Annotated in this window: 18 protein-coding genes; 9 read left to right on the forward strand and 9 right to left on the reverse strand. The window is 34.7% G+C overall.

Translation table 11 applies throughout. The features are described 5' to 3' along the window. On the forward strand, positions 1-1,136 hold a 1,136-nt coding region (locus KO527_RS05785; RefSeq protein ID WP_216039409.1), incomplete at its 5' end, for a hypothetical protein. Between the two features lie 54 nt (positions 1,137-1,190). Here KO527_RS05785 and KO527_RS05790 read toward each other — a convergent pair. Next, positions 1,191-2,150 carry a ribonuclease Z gene (locus KO527_RS05790; protein WP_216039410.1) on the reverse strand — a complete coding sequence of 320 codons (960 nt, stop codon included), beginning with the start codon at positions 2,148-2,150 and terminating at the stop codon, positions 1,191-1,193. Positions 2,151-2,169: 19 nt separating this feature from the next. Continuing rightward, complete coding sequence (locus tag KO527_RS05795) at positions 2,170-2,577, reverse strand: hypothetical protein (protein ID WP_042144714.1); 408 nt, start codon at positions 2,575-2,577, stop codon at positions 2,170-2,172. 185 nt (positions 2,578-2,762) lie between these two features. Between KO527_RS05795 and KO527_RS05800 the strand changes: the two genes are divergently transcribed. The 3 genes from KO527_RS05800 to KO527_RS05810 all read left to right on the forward strand — a co-directional run bounded on the left by KO527_RS05800 (position 2,763) and on the right by KO527_RS05810 (position 6,002). Then, positions 2,763-4,205: a hypothetical protein gene (locus KO527_RS05800; RefSeq protein ID WP_216039411.1), complete on the forward strand. Its 1,443-nt coding sequence runs from the start codon at positions 2,763-2,765 to the stop codon at positions 4,203-4,205. A 76-nt stretch (positions 4,206-4,281) separates the two neighbouring features. Continuing rightward, on the forward strand, positions 4,282-5,385 hold the full coding sequence (locus tag KO527_RS05805; protein ID WP_354668605.1) for an endonuclease/exonuclease/phosphatase family protein: 1,104 nt from the start codon (positions 4,282-4,284) through the stop codon (positions 5,383-5,385). A 20-nt stretch (positions 5,386-5,405) separates the two neighbouring features. Beyond that, positions 5,406-6,002, forward strand: coding sequence for a GDSL-type esterase/lipase family protein (locus KO527_RS05810; protein ID WP_216039412.1), 597 nt, complete (start codon positions 5,406-5,408; stop codon positions 6,000-6,002). A gap of 15 nt (positions 6,003-6,017) precedes the next feature. On the opposite strand, the gene KO527_RS05815 is transcribed toward KO527_RS05810, so the two are convergent. The 5 genes from KO527_RS05815 to KO527_RS05835 all read right to left on the reverse strand — a co-directional run bounded on the left by KO527_RS05815 (position 6,018) and on the right by KO527_RS05835 (position 11,003). Next, complete coding sequence (locus KO527_RS05815; RefSeq protein WP_216039413.1) at positions 6,018-6,587, reverse strand: GNAT family protein; 570 nt, start codon at positions 6,585-6,587, stop codon at positions 6,018-6,020. Further along, complete coding sequence (locus KO527_RS05820) at positions 6,580-7,080, reverse strand: GNAT family N-acetyltransferase (protein ID WP_216039414.1); 501 nt, start codon at positions 7,078-7,080, stop codon at positions 6,580-6,582. The genes KO527_RS05815 and KO527_RS05820 overlap by 8 nt, the downstream gene beginning before the upstream one ends. Positions 7,081-7,242: 162 nt before the next feature. Then, entirely contained in the window at positions 7,243-8,274 is a 1,032-nt protein-coding gene (locus KO527_RS05825; RefSeq protein ID WP_216039415.1) for a LacI family DNA-binding transcriptional regulator, read from the reverse strand. Positions 8,275-8,328: 54 nt separating this feature from the next. After that, positions 8,329-9,657, reverse strand: coding sequence for a glycoside-pentoside-hexuronide (GPH):cation symporter (locus KO527_RS05830; protein ID WP_216039416.1), 1,329 nt, complete (start codon positions 9,655-9,657; stop codon positions 8,329-8,331). Positions 9,658-9,671: 14 nt separating this feature from the next. Beyond that, entirely contained in the window at positions 9,672-11,003 is a 1,332-nt protein-coding gene (locus tag KO527_RS05835; RefSeq protein WP_216039417.1) for a GH1 family beta-glucosidase, read from the reverse strand. Positions 11,004-11,317: 314 nt separating this feature from the next. Between KO527_RS05835 and KO527_RS05840 the strand changes: the two genes are divergently transcribed. The 4 genes from KO527_RS05840 to KO527_RS05855 all read left to right on the forward strand — a co-directional run bounded on the left by KO527_RS05840 (position 11,318) and on the right by KO527_RS05855 (position 18,730). After that, positions 11,318-12,574: a sugar MFS transporter gene (locus tag KO527_RS05840; protein WP_216039418.1), complete on the forward strand. Its 1,257-nt coding sequence runs from the start codon at positions 11,318-11,320 to the stop codon at positions 12,572-12,574. Continuing rightward, positions 12,574-15,135 (forward strand): glycoside hydrolase family 3 N-terminal domain-containing protein, encoded by a 2,562-nt coding sequence (locus tag KO527_RS05845; RefSeq protein WP_216039419.1) that lies wholly within the window; start codon positions 12,574-12,576, stop codon positions 15,133-15,135. The genes KO527_RS05840 and KO527_RS05845 overlap by 1 nt, the downstream gene beginning before the upstream one ends. 78 nt (positions 15,136-15,213) lie before the next feature. Continuing rightward, positions 15,214-17,745: a glycoside hydrolase family 3 C-terminal domain-containing protein gene (locus KO527_RS05850; RefSeq protein ID WP_216039420.1), complete on the forward strand. Its 2,532-nt coding sequence runs from the start codon at positions 15,214-15,216 to the stop codon at positions 17,743-17,745. Positions 17,746-17,965: 220 nt separating this feature from the next. Continuing rightward, complete coding sequence (locus tag KO527_RS05855; protein ID WP_216039421.1) at positions 17,966-18,730, forward strand: CPBP family intramembrane glutamic endopeptidase; 765 nt, start codon at positions 17,966-17,968, stop codon at positions 18,728-18,730. 81 nt (positions 18,731-18,811) lie between these two features. Here the strand turns inward: KO527_RS05855 and KO527_RS05860 are convergent, their stop codons facing one another. Further along, on the reverse strand, positions 18,812-19,225 hold the full coding sequence (locus KO527_RS05860; protein WP_216039422.1) for a hypothetical protein: 414 nt from the start codon (positions 19,223-19,225) through the stop codon (positions 18,812-18,814). Positions 19,226-19,462: 237 nt separating this feature from the next. Here KO527_RS05860 and KO527_RS05865 point away from each other — a divergent pair, with 237 nt between their 5' ends. Next, on the forward strand, positions 19,463-19,924 hold the full coding sequence (locus KO527_RS05865) for a nuclear transport factor 2 family protein (RefSeq protein ID WP_216039423.1): 462 nt from the start codon (positions 19,463-19,465) through the stop codon (positions 19,922-19,924). Between the two features lie 93 nt (positions 19,925-20,017). On the opposite strand, the gene KO527_RS05870 is transcribed toward KO527_RS05865, so the two are convergent. Further along, positions 20,018-22,123 carry an alpha-amylase family glycosyl hydrolase gene (locus tag KO527_RS05870; protein WP_216039424.1) on the reverse strand — a complete coding sequence of 702 codons (2,106 nt, stop codon included), beginning with the start codon at positions 22,121-22,123 and terminating at the stop codon, positions 20,018-20,020. Positions 22,124-22,132 lie beyond the last annotated feature (9 nt).

Consider the following 22,132-nt stretch of genomic DNA (forward strand, 5'->3'; position numbering starts at 1 on the left):
CACAGGAAGTTGATATTCAAGGCAAAGATGACTTAAACCAATCAGATGATGTTTTAGCTTCCTATTTAGAGTCTGAATCTAGTTCTGATGGTATTAGTGATATTACACACGAAGTTGATATTCAAGGCAAAGATGACCTAAACCAAGCTGATAATGATTTAGCTTCGTATTTAGAGTCTGAATCTAGTTCTGATGGTATTAGTGAAATTACACAAGAAGTTGATATTCAAAGTAATAATGACTTAAAACAAGCAGATGATGCTTTGGCTTCTTATTTAGAGTCTGAATCTAGTTCTGAGGATGTTAGTGAAACTACACAGGAAGTTGATATTCAAAGTAATGATGAATTAAAACAAATAGATGATGCTTTAGCTTCGTATTTAGAGTCTGAGTCTAGTTCTGAAGATGATAATGAAATTACACACGAAGTTGATATTCAAAGTGTTGATGACTTAAACCAAGCTGATGATGCGTTGGCTTCTTATTTAGAGTCTGAGTCTAGTTCTGAGGATGTTAGTGAAATGACACTCGAAGTTGATATTCAAAGTGATGATGGCTTAAAACAAGCTGATGATGCGTTGGCTTCTTATTTAGAATCTGAGCTTGATGATTCAAACAACTTAGAAAACGATTTATCTCATGATACGCTTGAAGTGGAAGTTCACAGTGCCGATGATTTTAAACAAGCTGATGATGCGTTGGCTTCTTATTTAGAATCTGAGCTTGATGATTCAAACAACTTAGAAAACGATTTATCTCATGATACTCTTGAAGTGGAAGTCCACAGTGCCGATGATTTTAAACAAGCTGATGATGCGTTGGCTTCTTATTTAGAATCTGAGCTTGATGATTCAAACAACTTAGAAAATGATTTATCTCATGATGCTGTTGAATTGGATATCCAAAATGTTGATGACTTAAAACAAGCACAAACGTCACATAAAGTAAGTGAAAGCAGTGATTTATTTTCGAATCTGTCACTAGATCCTACTTGGGCTGCTGATTCAAAAGAGACACCAAAAAATCCAACATTAGGTAATACTGATAAGTCTCTAAAAATTGAAAATAAATCAGATGTGAGTAGTTTGTCTAATATCACATTAGATGAAAATTGGGATGAAAAACCTAAAGAGTAAGATAAGAGACTAAAATTAGGGATTATTAAAAAATAAGCGATAATGAAAAACTGATTAATGGTCAATGCATAGTTGGCCATTTTTTTTTAGGTGGTAAGATTCTAAATCCTGTGCCAAAAATAATTTTCCATTATAATTATCTTCAGCTTCTTGACGGATCAAATCAATAGAAGAGTCTCCAAAATCTGAATATCTAGCGCTAAAATGGGTTAAAACTAAGTTCGGTAAATTAATGTAATTCGCCATGAGGGCCACTTCTTTGGCGCTTGAATGCATAGGTGAGGGACCTACTTTATCTGACACTTCTTGCGTATAGGTTGCTTCATGGATCAATACATCAATATTATGTGCTGCTTGGGATAATAGTTCCGGTTTGCAATTATCTCCTGCAACGATGACTTTTCTCACCCTATGATCTGTAATCCAATAATCTTTACCTATTAATTTATGACCATTATCTAGTGTAACAGTCTCACCTTTGCATAACTTGCCCCATATAGGACCTTTTGGAATATTTTCTTGTTCTAGTTTTTCTATATTGAGCTTATGGGCTAAATTTGATTCAGTAAAACGCCAAGCATGGCAAGGCACGCGGTGCAATAATTCAAATGCTTCAACTTCAAAACCCGCAACTTCAATTGGCGCTTTAAGGTTTTCAGTTGCAATAAATTCTATAGGATATGGAATAAAACAATCTGTCGTTTTGAGAGTGACATCAATGAACTCTTTAATACTGGCTGGCGCAATGACTTTTATAGCGCTTTGACGTCCATCCATACCCGCACTGGCTAATATACCTGGTAAACCATAACAATGATCACCATGAACATGAGTAATGAAAATGGCCTCTAATGCGGCTAAAGAATAGGGCGTATGCAATAATTGATGTTGTGTGCCTTCACCACAATCAATTAAGCACCACGTTTTTTCTCGCTCTAAACCAATTGCCAAACCTGTGACATTACGTTTTTTAGTAGGCACACCGGCTGAAGTACCTAAAAATGTAAATTTCATGAGTAACCTGAATTAGTAATTAAGCTGTTTCTTTTTCAAAGCAAACTTTTAAAAATGCAATTGCTTGCTCTTCTATCGGCGATAATACACCATCAGCGAGCGATACACCTTCAGCTAGTTTGATAGCTTCAAGTTGTAGTGGTTTATCATGGATATTGTGACTTCTTTGAAGGATAAAATCGTTAATTTGATTATGTTTTATGGCATATTTACATTTTTCACTCACATCATGTAAATAAGTATCGGTACACATTTGAGAAGTCCAAGTTAGAGTTTTTAACCACTTTTTAGTATAAGCAAGTTCAGCATCATCAATAACACCATCTATCTCGATAAAGAGCACAACTAAATCAACTAATGCTTCTCTTTGTAGTTGTTCAACACATACACCCATGTCTAGGTAATTGAGTAAGTTTTCAAATTTCATTGTTATTCCTTTTATATTCGAAAGTGATAGTATTTAATTATTACCTTTAGAAATTAATTTAGTTTTTCAGTTAAATCAAATAGAACCCTAACAATTGATACTACCTTGCTTAAATCTCTTTAGGTGCATATTCTTTTAGACATTATGAGTCGTTTTCTCTTTTTAAAGCTTATTCGGTGTAATTTATGGTACAAAATATAGTCAAAGAATCTGTTTATACTAAAACAATAAAAACGATAATTGCATCTATTTTTTCAAATACACCATTAAAAGATTCTATATATGAAGTTGCGGCTAGTTACTTTGAGTTTGCTGCGCAAAATGAAGCCGAAAAACTCAGTATTGAAGCGAAAATAACGCAAGTAAAACAGAAAATGGCTGAAAATGTTAAATCAGACAAGTTAAAGTTGGCTTTAAAAAAGCTAGAAAATAAATTAAAAGATTTTGATATTAAACAAAGAGAGCAAAGAACAGCAAGATTATTACCCATAAAAAATGTCTGTGAAGACATTTTGTCTTTATGCAAAGGTAAAGATTGTCATGAAAGACATAATAAGTTTGCGCGTATTTTAGGCACAATTCAATTGATGGTACCTACAGCAATAAAACCTGCTAATAACCAAAATAAAAGAAGTAAGCATTTATACCGTGCTATTTTGAGCTTGTTATTGTTTGAGCAACTCATGAAGGATCAGCTTATCACAAATGCTTATATCCAAGATGTGCAAACCAAAGCGTTAGATGAAGCCGACGAAGAGATATATCAAAATGAAGTTCTAATTCCGATATTAATGACGGCGTTATTACTTGATATCGGTAATCACCACCCCGATGCTATCAAAATATTAAAAGGTGAGGATGGTAATTTAGATGAATTTAGAACACTTAATAATGAAGAGCGTCTTGCTTTACTAAAAATAAACTATAAACAAACAATTAATTATTTAGAACATGGTCTTGGGGTTGCGACTTATATTGGGAATAAAAAATCAGAAAGAGCCCTATTTAATGAACATGAAAATAATAAACTGTCGTTTATCTTAGCACTATTAAAGCGCTCCGTAGATCCTAAAAAAGGGATCGGGAATGTCATTAAAATCCCTCAAATATATGTATCGGTTGTTTTAAGCACGCGAAAAAACTTTGATTATAGATCTTTGCCTAGAGTATTTATGCTATTAAATAAAGGTGCTGAAAAAGGCAGTCATAGCCAAGTTGTAGTAAATAGCCTTTTAAAAATACTCGGAATTTTTCCGCCAGGGTTTGGAGTTACTTATATTCCTAAAAATATGGATGGTATTGATTTAGATAGATTTGAATATGCGATAGTAAATGGTATATACCCACAAAACCCTCACGCACCGATACTTAGAGCCGCTACTAAAAATTTAACCTTTACTTCATCAGGGCATGATTTAATTTTGAATCCAGAAAATAACTTATTTTATGCTAATTGCCGTAAAAAATTAGAAAAAGTCAGTAGTGAAAGGCTTAATGAGATCCTAAAAAAACTTTGGTCAAACTTTGAAAATAGAACAAACGAGGCTGAATTTATTCCTCATTGTTGGGAACCACATGAATACTTTTCTTATATTAAAAATCAAAACTTGTGGAATAAAAGTCTCTAATTTAAGCGTTTTCTTTTGATAGCATTATAAATAAAAGTTATTCTGTTAAGAGTTTTATTTTTTTAGAACATTTTTAGTGACGAGTCATCATTCATTTAGCTTAATTAAATTAGATACAGAGAGTGAAAAAACAATTCAATTTAAAATAGCAAGTATTAATCTTTTCAATTACTTGAGCCCTCCAAATGCTTATTATGATTTTGAGAATATTTATAGCCAAGAACAATGGCAAAAAAAGCAACTTTGGTTCAGTGGGCTTTTAAAAGAGCAGCAACCAGATATTGTTGGTTTTCAAGAAGTATTCAGTATCAATGATTTAAAGGTTTTATGTGAAAATTTAGGTTATAAATATTTTGCTTTTATTGATGAACCTAATATTGAAAATGACTTTATTTATTCAAGTCCCGTTGTTGCTATAGCCTCTAAATTTCCAATTATGAATACCCAATCGGTGACTGCTTCTAATGAGTTAGCAGTGAATATGGGCTTGAAAAACTTTGATTTTAGCCGAAAAGTGCTTAGAGCGACGATTGAGCTACCTACAATAGGTTTATGTGATTGCTATGTTGTGCACTTAAAATCTAAACGTGCAGATTTAACATGTGAGCAGGGCAACTTAGAAGGCTTATCTACAAGTGCTGCATTACTTGCTAAGCAAGCATTAGGTCGTTGGCAATCAGATATGCAAAGGGGCAGTGAAGTGTCTTTGTTATTTCATGCCATGCTGCAAAGGCGTGATAATACCAATAATGCTATGATGCTCATGGGAGATTTTAACGATACTTTAGATTCTGCAATCTTGAATGCGCTTAATGTACAGCGCAGTGATATTCATAATGCAGATATCAAAATGACTGATTTGTCTCGTTTACCCGATTATGCAATTGATAAATCATTTAGCTATTACCAATTGTGTGATGCGTATGCGTTATATATCAAATCACAAAATAAAACGGCTAACAGCCAAGTAAGAGCTCCTTCTCATTATTTTGGTACTAAAGGCTCTGTACTCGATTATATTTTATTGTCTAATGAATTTAATACAGATAATAGTGCAAGTTTAGCCGAAGTGTCTTCTTATATTACTTATGATAGGCATTTAATAAACCCTGAATATGATATTGATAGTCACAGTACAGATCACGCGCCTGTGATCGCAAGTATAAAAATTAGAGATTAACATTTAGTTGGAGAAAAATAATGATTAAAGTAATAACGGGTCTTTTAATTTTTATATTAATAGGGTGCTCAGAAGTACCCTTAAATCAGCTTACATCAGACAGTAAAATATTAGCCTTTGGTGATAGTTTAACGTCAGGTAAAGGTGTGGCCAACCAATATAATTATCCAAGTGTATTAGCCAACTTGAGCGGTTTAACGGTTATTAATGGGGGGATTTCAGGAGAAACCACAGCACAAGGCTTAAAAAGGTTTGAAAATACCTTAATAGAACATCAGCCTGATTTAATCTTATTACTTGAAGGGGGGAATGATTTTTTACGTAATAAGTCACTTGCTCTAACACAGTCAAATTTAGCTAAAATGATTGAAATAGCACAAAGCTATAATATTCAGTTGATATTATTAGCGGTACCCACTAAAAGCTTATTTTTAAGTCCTGCTGATTTTTATCAAGACTTAGCTAAGAAATATGATGTTGTATTAATAGAAGATATCGTCACTGATCTATTAAAAAATAATGAATATAAATCAGATCAAATTCACTTTAATCAATTAGGTTATCAAAAATTAGCCCAGCACATTCACCAAATATTAATTGATGAAGGTGCGCTATAAATTATCTGCAATAAATTATGAGCTAAAATCTGATTTTAAAATAGAAAAAATATTAAGGTCATGATATTGGCCTTTCCAAAATCCATGTTGTCTTAATAAGCCTTCTTTTTGAAATCCAAGTTTAGTTAATACTTTTTCAGAAGCCAGATTACCTTGCATTGTATAAGCTTGAATTCGATTTATGTTTTTATTTTCATATGTTTGTTGCATGTCATCTTTTAACAAAAAATGAATAACCTGCTTTAAAGCTTCAGTGGCAATGCCTTTGCCCCAAGTTGATTTTTTAAATTCATAACCTAAAATCGCACTATGATTGTCATCGATATACTTAATACCTATGCTCCCGATAAATTCATAAGTACATTTTTCCCTCACTGCCCAGCGTAAATGTGTACCATTTTGATATTTTTGTAAATCATCTATTATAAGTTCACTCGCTTGACTTAAATGGTTAAAGGCTTCTAAATCATAGAACTTTACAACTTCTTCATCTGACAGTATTTCAAATACATCTTTATCATCCTGAGATTGAACCTCATTAAGCATTAGCCTACAAGATTTGAGCTTTGGGAATAATTTATTCATAACGGTTTAATGTAAACCCTTCACGCTCATATGTATCTACATGAGTAAAACCCGCTTTAAGTAAGATTTTATTTGAAGCAATATTTTCATCAACAGCTTCTGCTATAACATTATCAAGCCTTAATACATTTGTTGCATAATCCATCGTTGCTTTAACTGCTTCAAAGCCTAAACCTTTGCCCCAATACTTAGGCAACATGCGGTAGCCGATATCTGGTCGCTGCTCTTCTGGAAGGTATTTAATACCACAAAAACCGATTACTTTATCTGTCTCTTTACACAATAAAGCATAACGTGCATAACCGTATTTTTTGTATTCGGCTTGCCAAACGTTAATTATCACATCTTTTGCATCTTGTTTCGTTTTCACCATACCTAAGTCACCAGTATATTTAGTTACATCTTCATTTATTGAAAAAGCATATACAGCATCTAAATCATCTAGCGTGAACTCTCTCATTTTTAAGCGGGGTGTTTCAATTAAAATTGTCATTATTTTCATCCTGGATTTTATGTCTCAGGTATGAGTATAAAGTGAATTAAAAAGCAAAACAGATACAGATTTAATAAATAAAATGCAATACAGATGGTTTAAGGCTAGGTTTAAGGTCAGTTTTTTAAATGTTAGTTCAAGGTGCTATTGGCACCTCGAAGATTAAGATATTTTTAGTTCAGGATTTAAAGTATTGTCTAAAGTTGAGATTGAATCCCGTGTAATTAATTCAGGTTTGAATAAGTTATCTATCAGTAAGTTGTCATTTTTATATACGTACTTTAGCACCCAAGTTGCTGCCATTTTACCCATTTGATCTACAGGATAGTTAACAGTGGAAAGTTTGGGGTATAAGTGACGCGCAAAAATTGTATTATCAAATCCGATAATTGATATATCTGCGGGTAAATGTAGTTTATGCTCTCTCGCGACTGTCATAGCACCTGACGCTGTTTCATCATTTGCACAAACAACAGCCGTAAAAGCTATTTTTTTATCAAGGAGTCGCTGCATACCATTTGAACCGCCGCACTCTTTATAATCACCCTCTACAAGTAAAGATTCATTAAAAGATACATTAAATTCCTCAAGCGCTCTTTTATGGCCATTTAAACGATTTTTGGCATCTTCTTTCCAAAGAGGACCTGAAATCATCGCTAAATCTGTATGACCTTGCTCTAATAAAGCTTTGGTTGCTAAATAACCACCTTGTTCATTGTTTAGGCTGATGCAACGATCTGCAATTTCTTCTATGTATCTATTTATGAGAACAATTGGAATTGAACCTTGGCTTAGTTTAATTAAATATTCATCAGATACGGCTTCAACATGTAAGATCAAAGCATCACAGTTACGGCCAATTAAAAACTCAATACTCTCTATTTCAGTTGCTTCTTCAGCATGGCCTGCAGCAATAATAACGTGTTTATGTGCTGCTCTTAACTCTGATTCAATACCGCTCAGCATCGCACCATAGAAGTAACCACTTAATTCAGATACTAAAATACCGACACTGTTTGAGCAGTTAGATGCCAAAGACTGTGCAATAGAATTAGGGCGGTAATCTAGCTGTTTCATTGCAGCTAAGACTTTCTCTTTGGTTTTATCACTTACTCGCGCATTTTTGTTCATTACACGAGAGACGGTTGCTAAAGAGACACCTGCTAATTCAGACACTTCATAAATTGTTGCCATTTCTTTCCTTAAACAAAAAGTAACCCTGTTACTGGGGTTACTTTATCATAAAAACTAATTTGTTACGGCATTGAGCTCTTGGTGTATTTGCTCAACTTTTTTATTATCTAGAATATACCAACGCATGATTACAGCCGCAATAAGTGAGCCCAATGCTGGGTATAAAGTGAAAGATAATAAAATTCCTTGAGTCGTTTCTTCAGTTTGAACCACGTCAGCCTGATAGCCATAATAAGCTAGCGCCCATCCAGCTAATGCGCCACCAAATGCAACACCTAACTTAATAAAAAAGATAATGGTTGAATAAACCATGCCAGTAATGCGAACGCCGGTTTTCCAATGACCATAATCAATCGCATCAGCCATTTTGGCCCAAAGTAATGGGGTCGCCATATCTAAAAAGAACTTCCAAAAGAAGAAAGAAACACAGGCTAATATTACTTGGTCACTGGCAATGAAAAAGCTTGAAATACAAATAATAGCAGCAATGATTTGCAGGCTAATATATGATTTTATTTTACAAAAACGTTTAGCTAGAGGTTGTGCAACTGCGCAGCCTAATAAGCTACCTACCATGCCAATAGTCATAAAAGTGGTGATCAAGTCTTCACGTCCAAGAAAATACTTTACGTAATACACAGCTAAAGTGAAGCGTAATACTTGGCCGGTTAATAAAAATACACCTGCAAGACATAATAATTTTGCTTGATCATTGAGCCATAGCTGTTTCATAGAATCTTTAAATGAAACTTTTTGATTCATCGGTGCTGCTATTCTTTCTTTAGTACCAGCAAAACATAATAAAAATAATACAACGCCAAAAACACTCATTACTATCATTGTCATTTGATAGCCTTTAGCAGAATCACCATGGCCAAAGTATTCAACCATCGGCATAGTACATGCGGCAACTAATACACCACTTAACATGGCAAAAATAAAACGATAGGTTTGCACTGATACGCGTTCTTTAGGATCAGCTGTTAATACGCCACCTAGTGAGCAATAAGGAATATTAATAGCGGTGTAAACCATCATTAATAAGGTGTAAGTAATAAAAGCGTATATGATTTTATTGGTATCGGATAAATCAGGTGTGGTAAATGCGAGAACACTTAAAATACCAAATGGCACTGCTAACCATAAAAGGTAAGGGCGAAATTGCCCCCACTTTGTTTTAGTTCTGTCTGCAAGCGCGCCCATTAATGGATCTGTTATCGCATCAAAAATACGAACAACCAAAAACATAGTTCCTACAACTGCAGGAGATAGGCCTACAACGTCGGTATAAAAAATAAGGAGGAACATCATTACTGTTTGGAAAATGATATTACTTGCGGTATCGCCTAATCCGTAGGCTACTTTTTCTTTAATTGTAAGCATGATTACCTCAGCGATTATGATCTTTGGTTAATAAAGTTTTTATATGCAAAACCACTAGCCTTGATGGTACGTACTTGACTTTGATAATCAACATAAACAATGCCAAAACGCTTAGTATAACCTTCAGCCCATTCAAAGTTATCCATTAAACTCCAAGCAAAATATCCTTGAATATTGACGCCTTGCTCAATAGCATCATTAACAGCATCTAAATGGCTTTGATAATATGATATTCGGTCGATATCATTCACTTCATTATCTATCAGTTTATCAGCCATAGCTGCACCATTTTCAGTGATATAAATTGGCGGTAAAGAATAAGTTTCATTTAATGACACTAATAAGTTACTAAAGCCCTTAGGATAAATTTCCCAGCCGATATCTGTTATAGCGACATCTTTAGGCGGTACTTCTTTAAATAACTCTGATTTATCTGCTTCATATACAGCACGGGTATAATAATTTATCCCTAAAAAATCCAGTGGTGTTGAGATAATATCAAAATCACCTTCATGGATATCTGGATGATTTTCTGGTGCTAATTCATTTAATAAATCAGGGTAAGCACCATCCATGATTGGTTTGATATACCACTGATTAAAATAATCATCCGCTTTTTGTGCTGCAATGATATCGGCTTGCGAATCAGTTTTTGCATAAGCTGGTGTAAAGTTTAAAACAATGCCATTTTGTGTATTTGGACTGTTTTTAGCTAATACTTGCATTGCCAAGCCATGGGCAAGCAATAAATGGTGTGCTGCTTTTTTACCAAACTCTTTACCTTTTATACCTGGTGCATGTATGCCTGCTTCATAACCTAAATAAGCACTACAGAATGGTTCATTTAGGGTTGCATAAGAATCAACGCGATTGCCAAGGGCTTTAGTTATTAAATCAACATATTGTTCAAAAGCATAAGCGGTATCTCTATTTAACCAACCGCCTTTATTTTCTAAATGTTGTGGCAAGTCCCAATGATATAAAGTGACAAAAGTTTTAATATTACGTGCTTTCAATTCATCTAATAATTTGGTGTAAAAATCAACACCGGCTTTGTTTAGAGAACCATCTAGTTTAATAACACGAGGCCAAGAAATTGATAAACGATAAGCGTCTACTCCTAAAGATTCAATCAGGTCAACATCTTGATGCCATTTATTGAAATGATCACAAGCAGTATCACCATTAGATTGATCTATTATTTTTCCATCTGTTGCGCAAAAGGTATCCCAAATACAAGGTAGGCGATCATTAACCCCACCTTCTATTTGAAACGAAGCAGTAGCAACGCCAAACGTAAATTCTTTAGAGTTCATTTTTGAATTATTCGGTAACGATATTTTCATATTAAGCCAAATTCTTATTTTTTGAGTTCCAGTTTAAATTCACTTTTACACACATAATGATTACGTCGTCAGATACTACAACTTAAAATGAGAGCGCTTACATTTTTTGTAAAATATATTGCGCTTAATCTTATCTGTGATATAAATGAAAGCGCTTACATAAAGGTTAGAGGTTTATTAAATAAAGGTCAATACTTTTAACATTATGTTTTTTTAATACGTTAGTAAGCCAATAAAACTGAGTTTTTAATAGAAAATAATTAAAAAAGGCTCACGTTTTAAGGTGTTATAAAAAAGTGAACGAGGGGAAACTTATGGTTAGTCCGGTAGGAGTAACAAATACACAAAATCAGGCAGGTGAAAATTCATCGCAAAATTATAACTTTGCGCTAATTTCGCTGACATCACTCTTTTTTATGTGGGGCTTTATTACCTGCCTAAATGATATTTTGATACCGCATTTAAAAAATGTTTTTGATTTATCTTATTCTCAAGCAATGTTAATTCAATTTTGCTTTTTTGGTGCTTATTTTTTAGTTTCTATGCCTGCAGGTGTGGTTGTTAAAAAAATAGGTTATCAAAAAGGTATTGTACTTGGGTTATTGATTGCCAGTATTGGCTGTGGCTTATTTTATCCCGCTGCATCCTTACATAGCTACCCTATATTTTTAGCTGCATTATTTGTATTAGCGTCAGGGATCACCGTATTACAGGTCTCAGCAAATCCATATGTGAGTATTTTAGGTGATGAAAAAACGGCTTCTTCACGTTTAACACTGACACAAGCATTTAACGCTTTAGGCACAACAATAGCGCCATTTTTTGGTGGTTTACTTATTTTAGGCATTGCATCTGGATCATTTGAATCTATTGAACAGCAAAAACTGATGCAAGCGCAAGCTGTGCAGATGCCATATTTATTATTGGCGTCATCTTTACTTGTTTTATCGGCTATTTTTGCCTTTATGAAATTACCACAAATCTCAGAACCTGATACAAGAGAACAAACAAATGAGGGTTCAGCTTGGCAATATAAACATTTGGTTTTAGGTGCAATTGGCATATTTGTATATGTCGGTGCAGAAGTGGGCATTGGCAGTTTTTTAATTAACTTTATGGCGATGGACGCGATAGCGGGTTTAGAAGAGTCAGAAGCGGCACATTATCTTACTTATTTTTGGGGTGGTGCTATGGTAGGACGTTTTATAGGTGCTGCTGTAATGCAAAAAATAGATGCGGGTTTCGTTCTGTTTTTTAATGCGTGTTGTGCCATTTTATTATTGCTGATAGCCATCCTGGCATCAGGTAGTTTAGCTATGTGGGCTGTTTTGCTAATTGGTTTATGTAACTCAATTATGTTCCCTACGATATTCAGTTTAGCCCTAAGAGGGTTAAAACAACATACTAGCCAAGGCTCAGGCATTTTATGTTTAGCCATAGTTGGTGGTGCCATTATTCCTTTATTACAAGGATTTTTAGCTGATGTAGCTGGCGTACAAATTTCTTTTATATTGCCTTTATTGTGTTTTGTTTTCATTGCTTATTACGGTTTAAAAGGGAGTAAATCTTAATGCAATACTTAAAAAATAAATTAGTGTACTCAACGGGTTTAGCAACCACTTTATGTTTTGGGCTATTGGCATGTAGTAGTAATGAAACAGATGCTTTGCATGATATGGCTAAAAATCAGTTAAAAAATAAAACCTCTCACATATGGCCAAAGCTCAATATTGCAGTACAAAAAGATCTCAAGATGGAATCTAAGATCACAGCTTTGCTTAATAAGATGACGTTAGAGCAAAAAGTTGCACAAATGATCCAACCTGAAATTCGAGATATTACAGTTGAAGACATGCGAAAATATGGTTTTGGCTCATATCTCAACGGTGGCGGAGCATTTCCGGATAATAATAAACATGCAACCCCCGCTGATTGGATTAAATTAGCAGAAGATATGTATCAAGCTTCTATTGATGATTCATTAGATGGCATAAATATCCCAACTATGTGGGGCACGGATGCGGTTCATGGTCACAACAATGTCATTGGCGCGACTTTATTCCCTCATAATATTGGATTAGGTGCTGCGAATAACCCTGAATTAATTGAAAAAATAGCGACGATTACTGCAACCGAAGTCATGGTCACAGGTATAGATTGGGTGTTTGCACCAACTGTCGCTGTTGTGAGAGATGATAGATGGGGCCGTACTTATGAGGGATACTCAGAAGATCCTGATATTGTAAAAGCTTATGCATCTTCAATAGTTAAAGGTCTACAAGGTACTGTTGATAAGGACTTTTTAGCTGAACATCGTGTAATAGGCACTGTTAAACACTTTTTAGGGGATGGCGGTACGCAAGAAGGCGATGATCAAGGCAATAATATAGATACTGAACAAACCTTGTTTGATATTCATGGTCAAGGATATGTTGGCGGGTTAACTGCTGGCGCACAAACTGTTATGGCATCATTTAACAGTTGGCATGGTGAAAAAAATCATGGTAACAAATACTTGCTTACGGATGTATTGAAAACACAAATGGGCTTTGATGGTCTAGTTGTAGGTGATTGGAATGGTCATGGCCAGATCCCTGGATGTACTAATGAAAGCTGTAGCCAAACGGTGAATGCAGGATTAGATATTTTTATGGTACCAACAGATGCGTGGAAACCGCTTTATTACAATACCATAACACAGGTTAAAAGTGGTGAGATAGCCATGTCACGTATTGATGATGCTGTTACGCGTATTTTGCGTGTAAAAATGCGCGCTGGATTATTCAATAAGCCAAGTCCTAAAAAACGTTTGTTGTCGGGCAAAACAAGCTTAATAGGTGCTAAAGCACATAGAAAAATAGCACGCCAAGCTGTGAGTGAGTCATTAGTTTTACTAAAAAATAAAGATAACATTCTGCCTTTATCTCCTAATCAAAATATTTTAGTTACCGGTAATGGCGCACATAATATTGGTAAGCAATCTGGTGGCTGGAGTATAACTTGGCAAGGTACTGGTAATGAAAATAAAGACTTTCCAGGTGGTACTTCAATTTATCAAGGTTTTGAGTCAGCGATGCAAGGGGGTGCTGGAAAAATAGAGTTAAGTGAAAAAGGTCAATACACACAAAAACCAGATGTTGCCATTGTTGTATTTGGTGAAGAACCTTACGCAGAAGGTAATGGTGATATTGATAACCTAGATTATCAAAGAGGCAATAAAACTGATTTAGCAGTACTCAAAAAGCTTAAAAGTCAGGGCATAAAAGTTGTGTCTGTATTTATAAGTGGTAGGCCTTTATGGATTAATGCAGAGCTTAATGCATCAGATGCATTTGTAGCTGCTTGGTTACCAGGCTCAGAAGGTCAAGGCATTGCTGATGTGTTATTTAGCAATTCAAACGATGAAGTGAACAAGGACTTTAAAGGTAAACTATCATTTTCTTGGCCTAAATCACCAGATCAAACCTCAATCAATAAAAATGATAAAGAGTATGAACCACTATTTGCTTATGGTTACGGCTTAAGTTATCAAGATGTAGATACACTCGCTGATAATTTAAATGAATCAATTAACTATTCAGAACAAGACCTACAAAGTTTAGTGGTCTTTGAGCGAGCCCCAAAAGCACCTTGGAAATTACTCATATCAGATAAAACAAGCTCTATGCCTGTGATTTCAAGTGTACAAAATAATGCTGTTGTCACAATTCAAACTCAAGATAGATTGATACAAGAAGATAGCCGTACCATTACTTTTAATGGTAAAGGGCTTGGAAGTGTGATGCTTAAAAGTGATTTTCCGAAAGACTTAAGAGCATACAGTGAAACAAATGGCACTTTATCGGTAGAGTTTATGCGTGGGAGCGACATTTTAGCTGATATTAAACTGGGCATGACTTGTTCTGATAGTTGTAAAAGCGATTTTGATATTACTGAAAATCTTAATCAAGTAGTAATTAATGAATGGCATAAAATAAGTATCGACCTTAAATGCTTTGAAAATAAGAACTTAGATTTAGGCAAGGTATATAGCCCTTTTTCATTGAGTTCACAGGGTAAAGCTAAGTTAAGTTTCGGCCAAATAGCATTAAATCCTTATGGTGCTGAAAAAGCATCAATTAGTTGTCAGTAATTACCCCTCGATATGGAAGCCGTCTGCTTATTTAGGCTTCCATATTTTTATAGGTACATAAAAGTTTTAGGTAATAAAATGAATAAAAAAACAAAACTATCATTATTTATCGCAGCTTCGATTAGCTTATCTGTAATTGCTGGGCAAGAAGTGCATCAAAAAAGAGACAATATAGAAACTGATGTTGAAGCTTTGCTCTTAAAGTTAACCTTAAAAGAGAAAGTGTCTTTAGTGCATGCCAGCGGTAAGTTTCATATAAATGCCATAGAACGTGTTGGTATTCCAGAAATGTGGTTATCAGACGGCCCCCATGGTGTGCGCCATCAAATTGAGCGTCATACATGGGATTCGGCAGGTTGGACAGATGATTATTCTACTTATTTACCGCATTTAACATCTGTTGCTGCCAGCTGGGATCCTGAAATAGCGATATTACATGGCAACGTTTTAGGCAGTGAAGCACGCCATCGTGAAAAAGATTTTATTTTAGGCCCAGGTGTTAACTTAGCGCGTTTGCCTTTATATGGTCGTAATTTTGAGTATATGGGCGAAGATCCTATCCTTGCGGCAAAGTTAGCAGTACCACAAATTAAAGCCATTCAAAAACATGATGTGGCGGCGACGATTAAGCATTACGCTTTAAATACTCAAGAGCTTAACCGTACCGGTGTTAATGCAAAACCTGATGAAAGAACATTAAGAGAAGTGTATTTACCTGCATTTGAAGCTGCTGTTAAAGAGGCTGATGTACTTGGCATTATGGGCGCTTATAATGAATATTACGGCACCAATGCTAATCAAAGTAAACATTTAGTCATGGATATTTTAAAAGGAGAGTGGGGTTTTAAAGGAGTATTATTAACGGATTGGAATGTTGATATTAATACCTATGATGCAGCCATTAATGGTTTAGATTTAGAAATGGGCACAGATGTGGCCAATTACAGTGACTACTTTTTGGCGGATCCTTTATTCAAAATGATAAAATCAGGCAAAGTGCCTGAAGCTGCACTTGATGACAAAGTAAGACGCATTTTACGTGTGCAACATACCATAGGCACGATGGATAAAAATCGTAAACTAGGTGAGCGTAATACCAAACAACATCAATTAGATGCCCGTAAGATTGCCGCTGATGGCGTGGTGTTATTAAAAAATGAAAAAGTTAATAATCAAGCGGTTTTACCTTTAGATAAAAATACAATTAACAACATTCTGGTATTAGGTCCTAATGCAGATAAAAAACATGGCACAGGTGGAGGCTCTTCTGAAGTTAAATCTTTATATGAAATTACACCCTTACAAGGGCTCAAAAATAAACTTGGAAAAGATGTAAATATACAAGTAATGCGGGCAAGAAGCAGTGTTTTAGCACCGATTGCCAGTGATTATGTTGCAAGTCGTCATTGGACAGGTACACCAGCTTGGAATATTTCATATTATGATGATAAAGCACGGACGATGCTGAACAATGAATCATGGATTGTTGATTCAAAATTTGATTCAGATGATAGTCAGAAAACGTCTCATGTAACAATGAAAGCGAATATTAAACCGCTTAAAGCAGGTAAACATATACTTAAAATCGCAGCCAAAGGTGATTTTAAGTTGAAAATCAATGGCAAGTTGGTGGTAGTACATACAAGCAAAAATGGCGAGGTAATTGCTAAGTCCGTTCATTTAAATGATAACGAAAATTATGCATTTGAAATTAATTACGATGGTTCAGACTCATTCACTTTAGGCTGGGATGCACCAGGGAGTTTATTTAGTGAAGAAGCAGAGTATTTAGCGGCTGCTAAAAAAGCAGATGCCGTGATTTATTTTGGTGGTTTAAGCCATGGTGATGATAGAGAATCAATCGATCGACCAGATATGAAGCTCCCAAATAGCCAAGATGAAATCATAACAAAATTGATACAAGCTAATCCAAAAACTGTGGTATTTATGGTTGCAGGTTCAGCGATTGAAATGCCATGGGCTAAACAAGCAAATAGTATTGTTTGGGGTTGGTACGGCGGCATGGAGGCAGGTAATGCTTTTGCAGATATATTAATGGGAGATATTAATCCAAATGGTAAAATGCCAATTACTTTACCTGAACGCTTAGAAGATACCGCGCCGATTGCACTTGATGATTACAATGAAGTTGAATCACTTTATAAAGAAGGCGTATTTATAGGATACCGTTGGTTTGAAAAGCAAAATATAAAACCGATATTTAGTTTTGGTCATGGATTATCGTACAGTGCATTTAGCTATAGTGATTTGAAGCTATCTTCAAAAAATCTGAGTGGGGATACGAGTTTAACAGTCACTGCAAAAGTGACCAATACCAGTAAAGTAGCAGGCGCTGAAATTGTTCAGCTTTATTTAAACGATAAAAAATCAAGTGTAGAGCGACCTATAAAAGAACTGAAAGGCTTTGATAAAGTATTTTTACAACCGGGTGAATCTAAAACAGTAAGTATTAAACTGACAAAAAGAGATTTATCATTTTGGGATATTAAAACGAATGATTGGTTAGCTGAATCTGGCGAATTTCAAATAATGCTAGGTGCTTCAGTTGATGATATTCGATTGGTTGAGAGCTTTAGTTATGTTCAGTAGTAACTGTTATTAGTGTAGATATAGCTATTAACTTTGGCCTTCAGGGTATAGAAGGTCAATTTAGCAAATGAAATAGTACAATTGTTTCAAAATCATAAAAATGTTACTGTTTAATTTACAAACAAAATCATTGTATTGCAATGTTTTGTTCTCTAGTGGTTAATTGCATTATTAAAGTTTTATGTAATAACCTGCTAGCTAAATTAAGGAGTAATAGCAAATGGATATTATAAAGAACAGAAACCCTAATATATTTTTATTCTTTCTTGGTTTTTTAGGGATCGTATCGATTATCCCTTTAATTCCAAAGGTATTAGCACTTCAATCAGCCCCACTTCCAATGTCATTAGAGTTGATTCAAGTTATTTCAGTTTTACAGTCTTCAATTTTGCTACTTTGTATGGTCTGGCTTGGCTCAGTCTGTTCTAAGAAAGTCGGTTTAAGTTCCCCTGTTATTGTTGCATTAACGCAATCTCAAAATATTATAAAAGCGTTAAAGCCACAAATTATTCCAGCTCTTATAGGTGGGGTATTAGGCGGTGTTTGTATAACTCTGTTCCTTGGGATTTTATCCCCCTCTCTACCGCCTGAATTTTTGATTGCAGGAGCAAAGTTCACTCCCGCATGGTATACCAAAGTTTTATATGGTGGCATCACCGAAGAGTTACTCATTCGTTGGGGATTAATGTCATTTTTAGTCTGGGGGTCATATCGTTTAACGCAAAATAATGGCTCTGACGTTCGTACTCATAACTATATTACCGCAATTGTAGTTTCAGCTTTAATTTTTGGTTTGGGTCATTTACCCATCGCTTTTACATTATCACCAGAAGTTACAGTTTCTTTGGTAACATATATTATTTTAGGTAATGCCACTTTTGGATTTATCGCAGGTTATTTATATTGGAAGCACGGTTTAGAATGTGCCATAGTTGCCCATATGATCGCACATATCACGATGATTTTGGCTGCCAGCTTTACTTAAAGAAGCAACCTCAAAAAATTAGATAGTCAAACTTTACTTATTGATTTTACATAGCCGCGTTTAAGTTAGCCTAAATAAACTTTATTTATTCAGTTCTTCATTTAACCATTTCTGCGCACTTTGATGACCCATTTCAAATCCAGAAAAGGCTTTAACATTGAGTTTATCGCTTTCACGGCGGGATTCTACATGTGGAGCTAATTGTTTTTTGCTATCACAGTAATAAACTAAAGCGATGGCTTTGAGATTACATAAAGATAAAATGCATAATTGGGCTTCATATGAAAACGTATAACTATTTATTTTATTAATTACTAAGCCAAAATTTTCCTTAAACTGTGCCATTAGGAAATTATCAAACTCTTCAACCATTTCTAAATCTATTTCAATATTGTCGTTAACTGTTATTTCAGCAATATTATTAGAAACAATTCTAATATAACCAAAATTGAACATGTAAGTTGTAATGTGATTTTGTTGCATTGGATTTGGCATACACGCTCTCTTATTTTTATAGGATGATGTACTGAGTGAACAGGCGCTTACCTTCAGTTTAGAAGAGAACATAAAAAGTGCGAGCACAGTTTGCAATAAAATTGTAACCGAGAAATATTTATTATTGAGCACATATTTTATTACATTTTTAGGCGTTTACTTTTTAAACTTTCTCATATCAAATAAGTAATAAATTCGAAACAACTATTGAAATATCGCTTAAAGGAAAAGAGTAAAATGCAACCAATAATTAAAAAAATATCTTTATATACACTAGGTCTAATTTTCTTCACCTCTATGGCAAGTAGTGCTAAACCTGTTACAGGCTCTGAGTATGAGGCGGTTGTTGCAACGGCCTATACTTACTTTAATGGCGCAGCAAAGGGCGATCAAGCCATGTTATCCAAGGCATTCGATTTAGAGTTTGGGCATGTGAAAATGATTAGTAAAAATAAGGAAACAGGCAAAGAAACAATAAGAACTGTTGGGCTTGAAGAGTTTGCAGGTTTTTTTAAAAAAGCGACTAAAGATGTATGGGAAGCCAAAGTATTATCGGTTGATATTGTTGACGATAAAATGGCAATGGTAAAACTTAATTTTGAAACACCTAAAACCCATTATATTGATTATTTAGTGATGTATAAACGCGAAGATAACTGGAAGATAATTAATAAAACATTTGTAGCAAATAAAAAGTAAGTAGTTATAAATAGGCTGATATAAAAAAGCCCACCTTAATAATTAAAGTGGGCTTTTTGTGGCGTCTGTTATATTACTAATCTGTCGTTTAGATTACTTACTAATGGTAAATTCTGAAATTAGCTTTGACGTTTCACCTGCAAAGTTAGTTACTACAGATTTTACTTTTACAGTACTGCCATTAGCATAATCACTTACATCAAATTGTGCAGTCAATGGTAAGGTATTATCAAAAGAAACTTTAGTAAACTCACTGCCATCAAGGCTTATTTCAGTTGTCATTTCTAATACTGGAACAATAGCGTTTTTCATTTTATCAAGTTGGTAGCTTAAATTAATATCACCTTGAATTTTATCCCCATTTTTAAATTTTATTAAATTCAGTTGGCCTAATTTAGTAGGTTTTATTGATGAATCAGCTTTAAAAATACGATAACTTAATGGTGCTAAGTTTATTGTAAGTTTATTTTGAGAGCTTGCTTTTATAACTTCATTAGTTGCTATATCAGAATATATATCACTTGTTGAATCTAGTTTAGTTTTGATAGCTTCATTTGATGTATTAAATAACACTAAATACTCTACTGGATTATCTAATTCAACTCTTGAAAATGCATATAAACCTGGGCCATCAGTTGTAACAGCTCGGTTATGATGTACACCTTGTCTTAACGCTTTATGAGATTTAAATGTTTTAGCTAATTGTGATAATTCATTAAACAAAGGGTGAGATTCATCAAAGTTTGAATTTGCTGCTGTAAGCTCTGTGCCCAATAACTTATCTTCAGTATAGGTTTTTACTTTTGATTGCATCATATCTTGGCGAGAATCCATATCACCGCCTTTGCCGACAAACCCTTGTTCATCACCATAATAAACTACAGGGATACCGCGAGAAAAATACATCAGTGCATGGGCAAGCTTTACTTTTTCAAGTTGTGTTTGCTCGTCTAAAGGCGTTTTAGATTTTGATAAAAAGTGTGCGAATCGACCCATATCATGGTTGCCGATAAATGTCGGGTTCATATCTGCACGACTATCACCATCATTATAATGGTCATCATTATCAAATAAGGTTTTTAACTTATCTGTGCCGGTTTCATTGATAAATACGTCGTAAGCAGCACCTTGAAAACCAAAATCCAAAATGGCAGGCATTTTTCCTGCTGTTGTATAGTGACTTAATACTTCTACATCACCGCTATAAACCTCACCAAATATGTGGAAGTTTGGTATGTCTAAAGATTTAGCATGGTCAATAATCGCGGGAGAAAAGTCAGCCCAAAACTCGGTGTTGACATGTTTTACTGTGTCTACTCTAAAACCATCTGGTTTGAATTCAGTAACAATGTTTTTGAAGATATCTATCATGCCAGATACAACTTCTGGGTTATCGGTATCAACATCATCTAAGCCAGAAAAGTCACCATAAACAGCACTTTCACCTTGCCAAGTAGAATCTCCTTGGTTGTGATAAAACTTAGGATCATTTAACCATTGCGGCACTTTGATAGATTTAGAATGCTCAGGCACTATCACTGTATATTTATCGCCATTTTTAACTTGCTGTTGGCTTTTATATTCACATAAGCCAGAATCTAATGACCATTTACTGCCATCTTCACCATGACATTCTTTAAATTTAATCACGTCAGCTGTATGGTTAGTAATAATATCAAAAAATACTTTCATACCGCGTTTGTGGGCGGCATCAATAAGGTGTTTTAAATCTTGATTGCTACCTAAATGCGGATCAATTTCAGTAAAGTCCAACACCCAATAGCCGTGATAACCTGCCATATCACCTTGTACAGCTTGGTTTCGCAATATTGGCGTCATCCAAATGGCTGTAATGCCCAAGTTTTCAAGGTAATCTAGTTTATCTTCTAAGCCTTTTATATCTCCACCATGAAAGAACCCTTTACGTTTTGGATTAAAACCACCGTAAGACTCTGGCTTGGTGATATCACCCATATCGTTACTGGTATCACCATTATAAAATCTATCAGGCATGACAAAATAAAATATGTCGTCACGTACGTCCCGTGTTAAATAATCTGTATTGTATTGGGTTTCACTTTTTTGAACAGTAGCTGTAGCGGAATTATTTTCTGAAGTGTCTTGAGCGGTACAGCCAAATAATGCGATTGATAAACTTAAAGCGAGGATTTTTTTATTTTTATATATGTATTGTTTCATTAGTGACTC

This window comes from Pseudoalteromonas sp. C2R02, from assembly GCF_018860845.1.
Classification (GTDB): Bacteria; Pseudomonadota; Gammaproteobacteria; order Enterobacterales; family Alteromonadaceae; genus Pseudoalteromonas.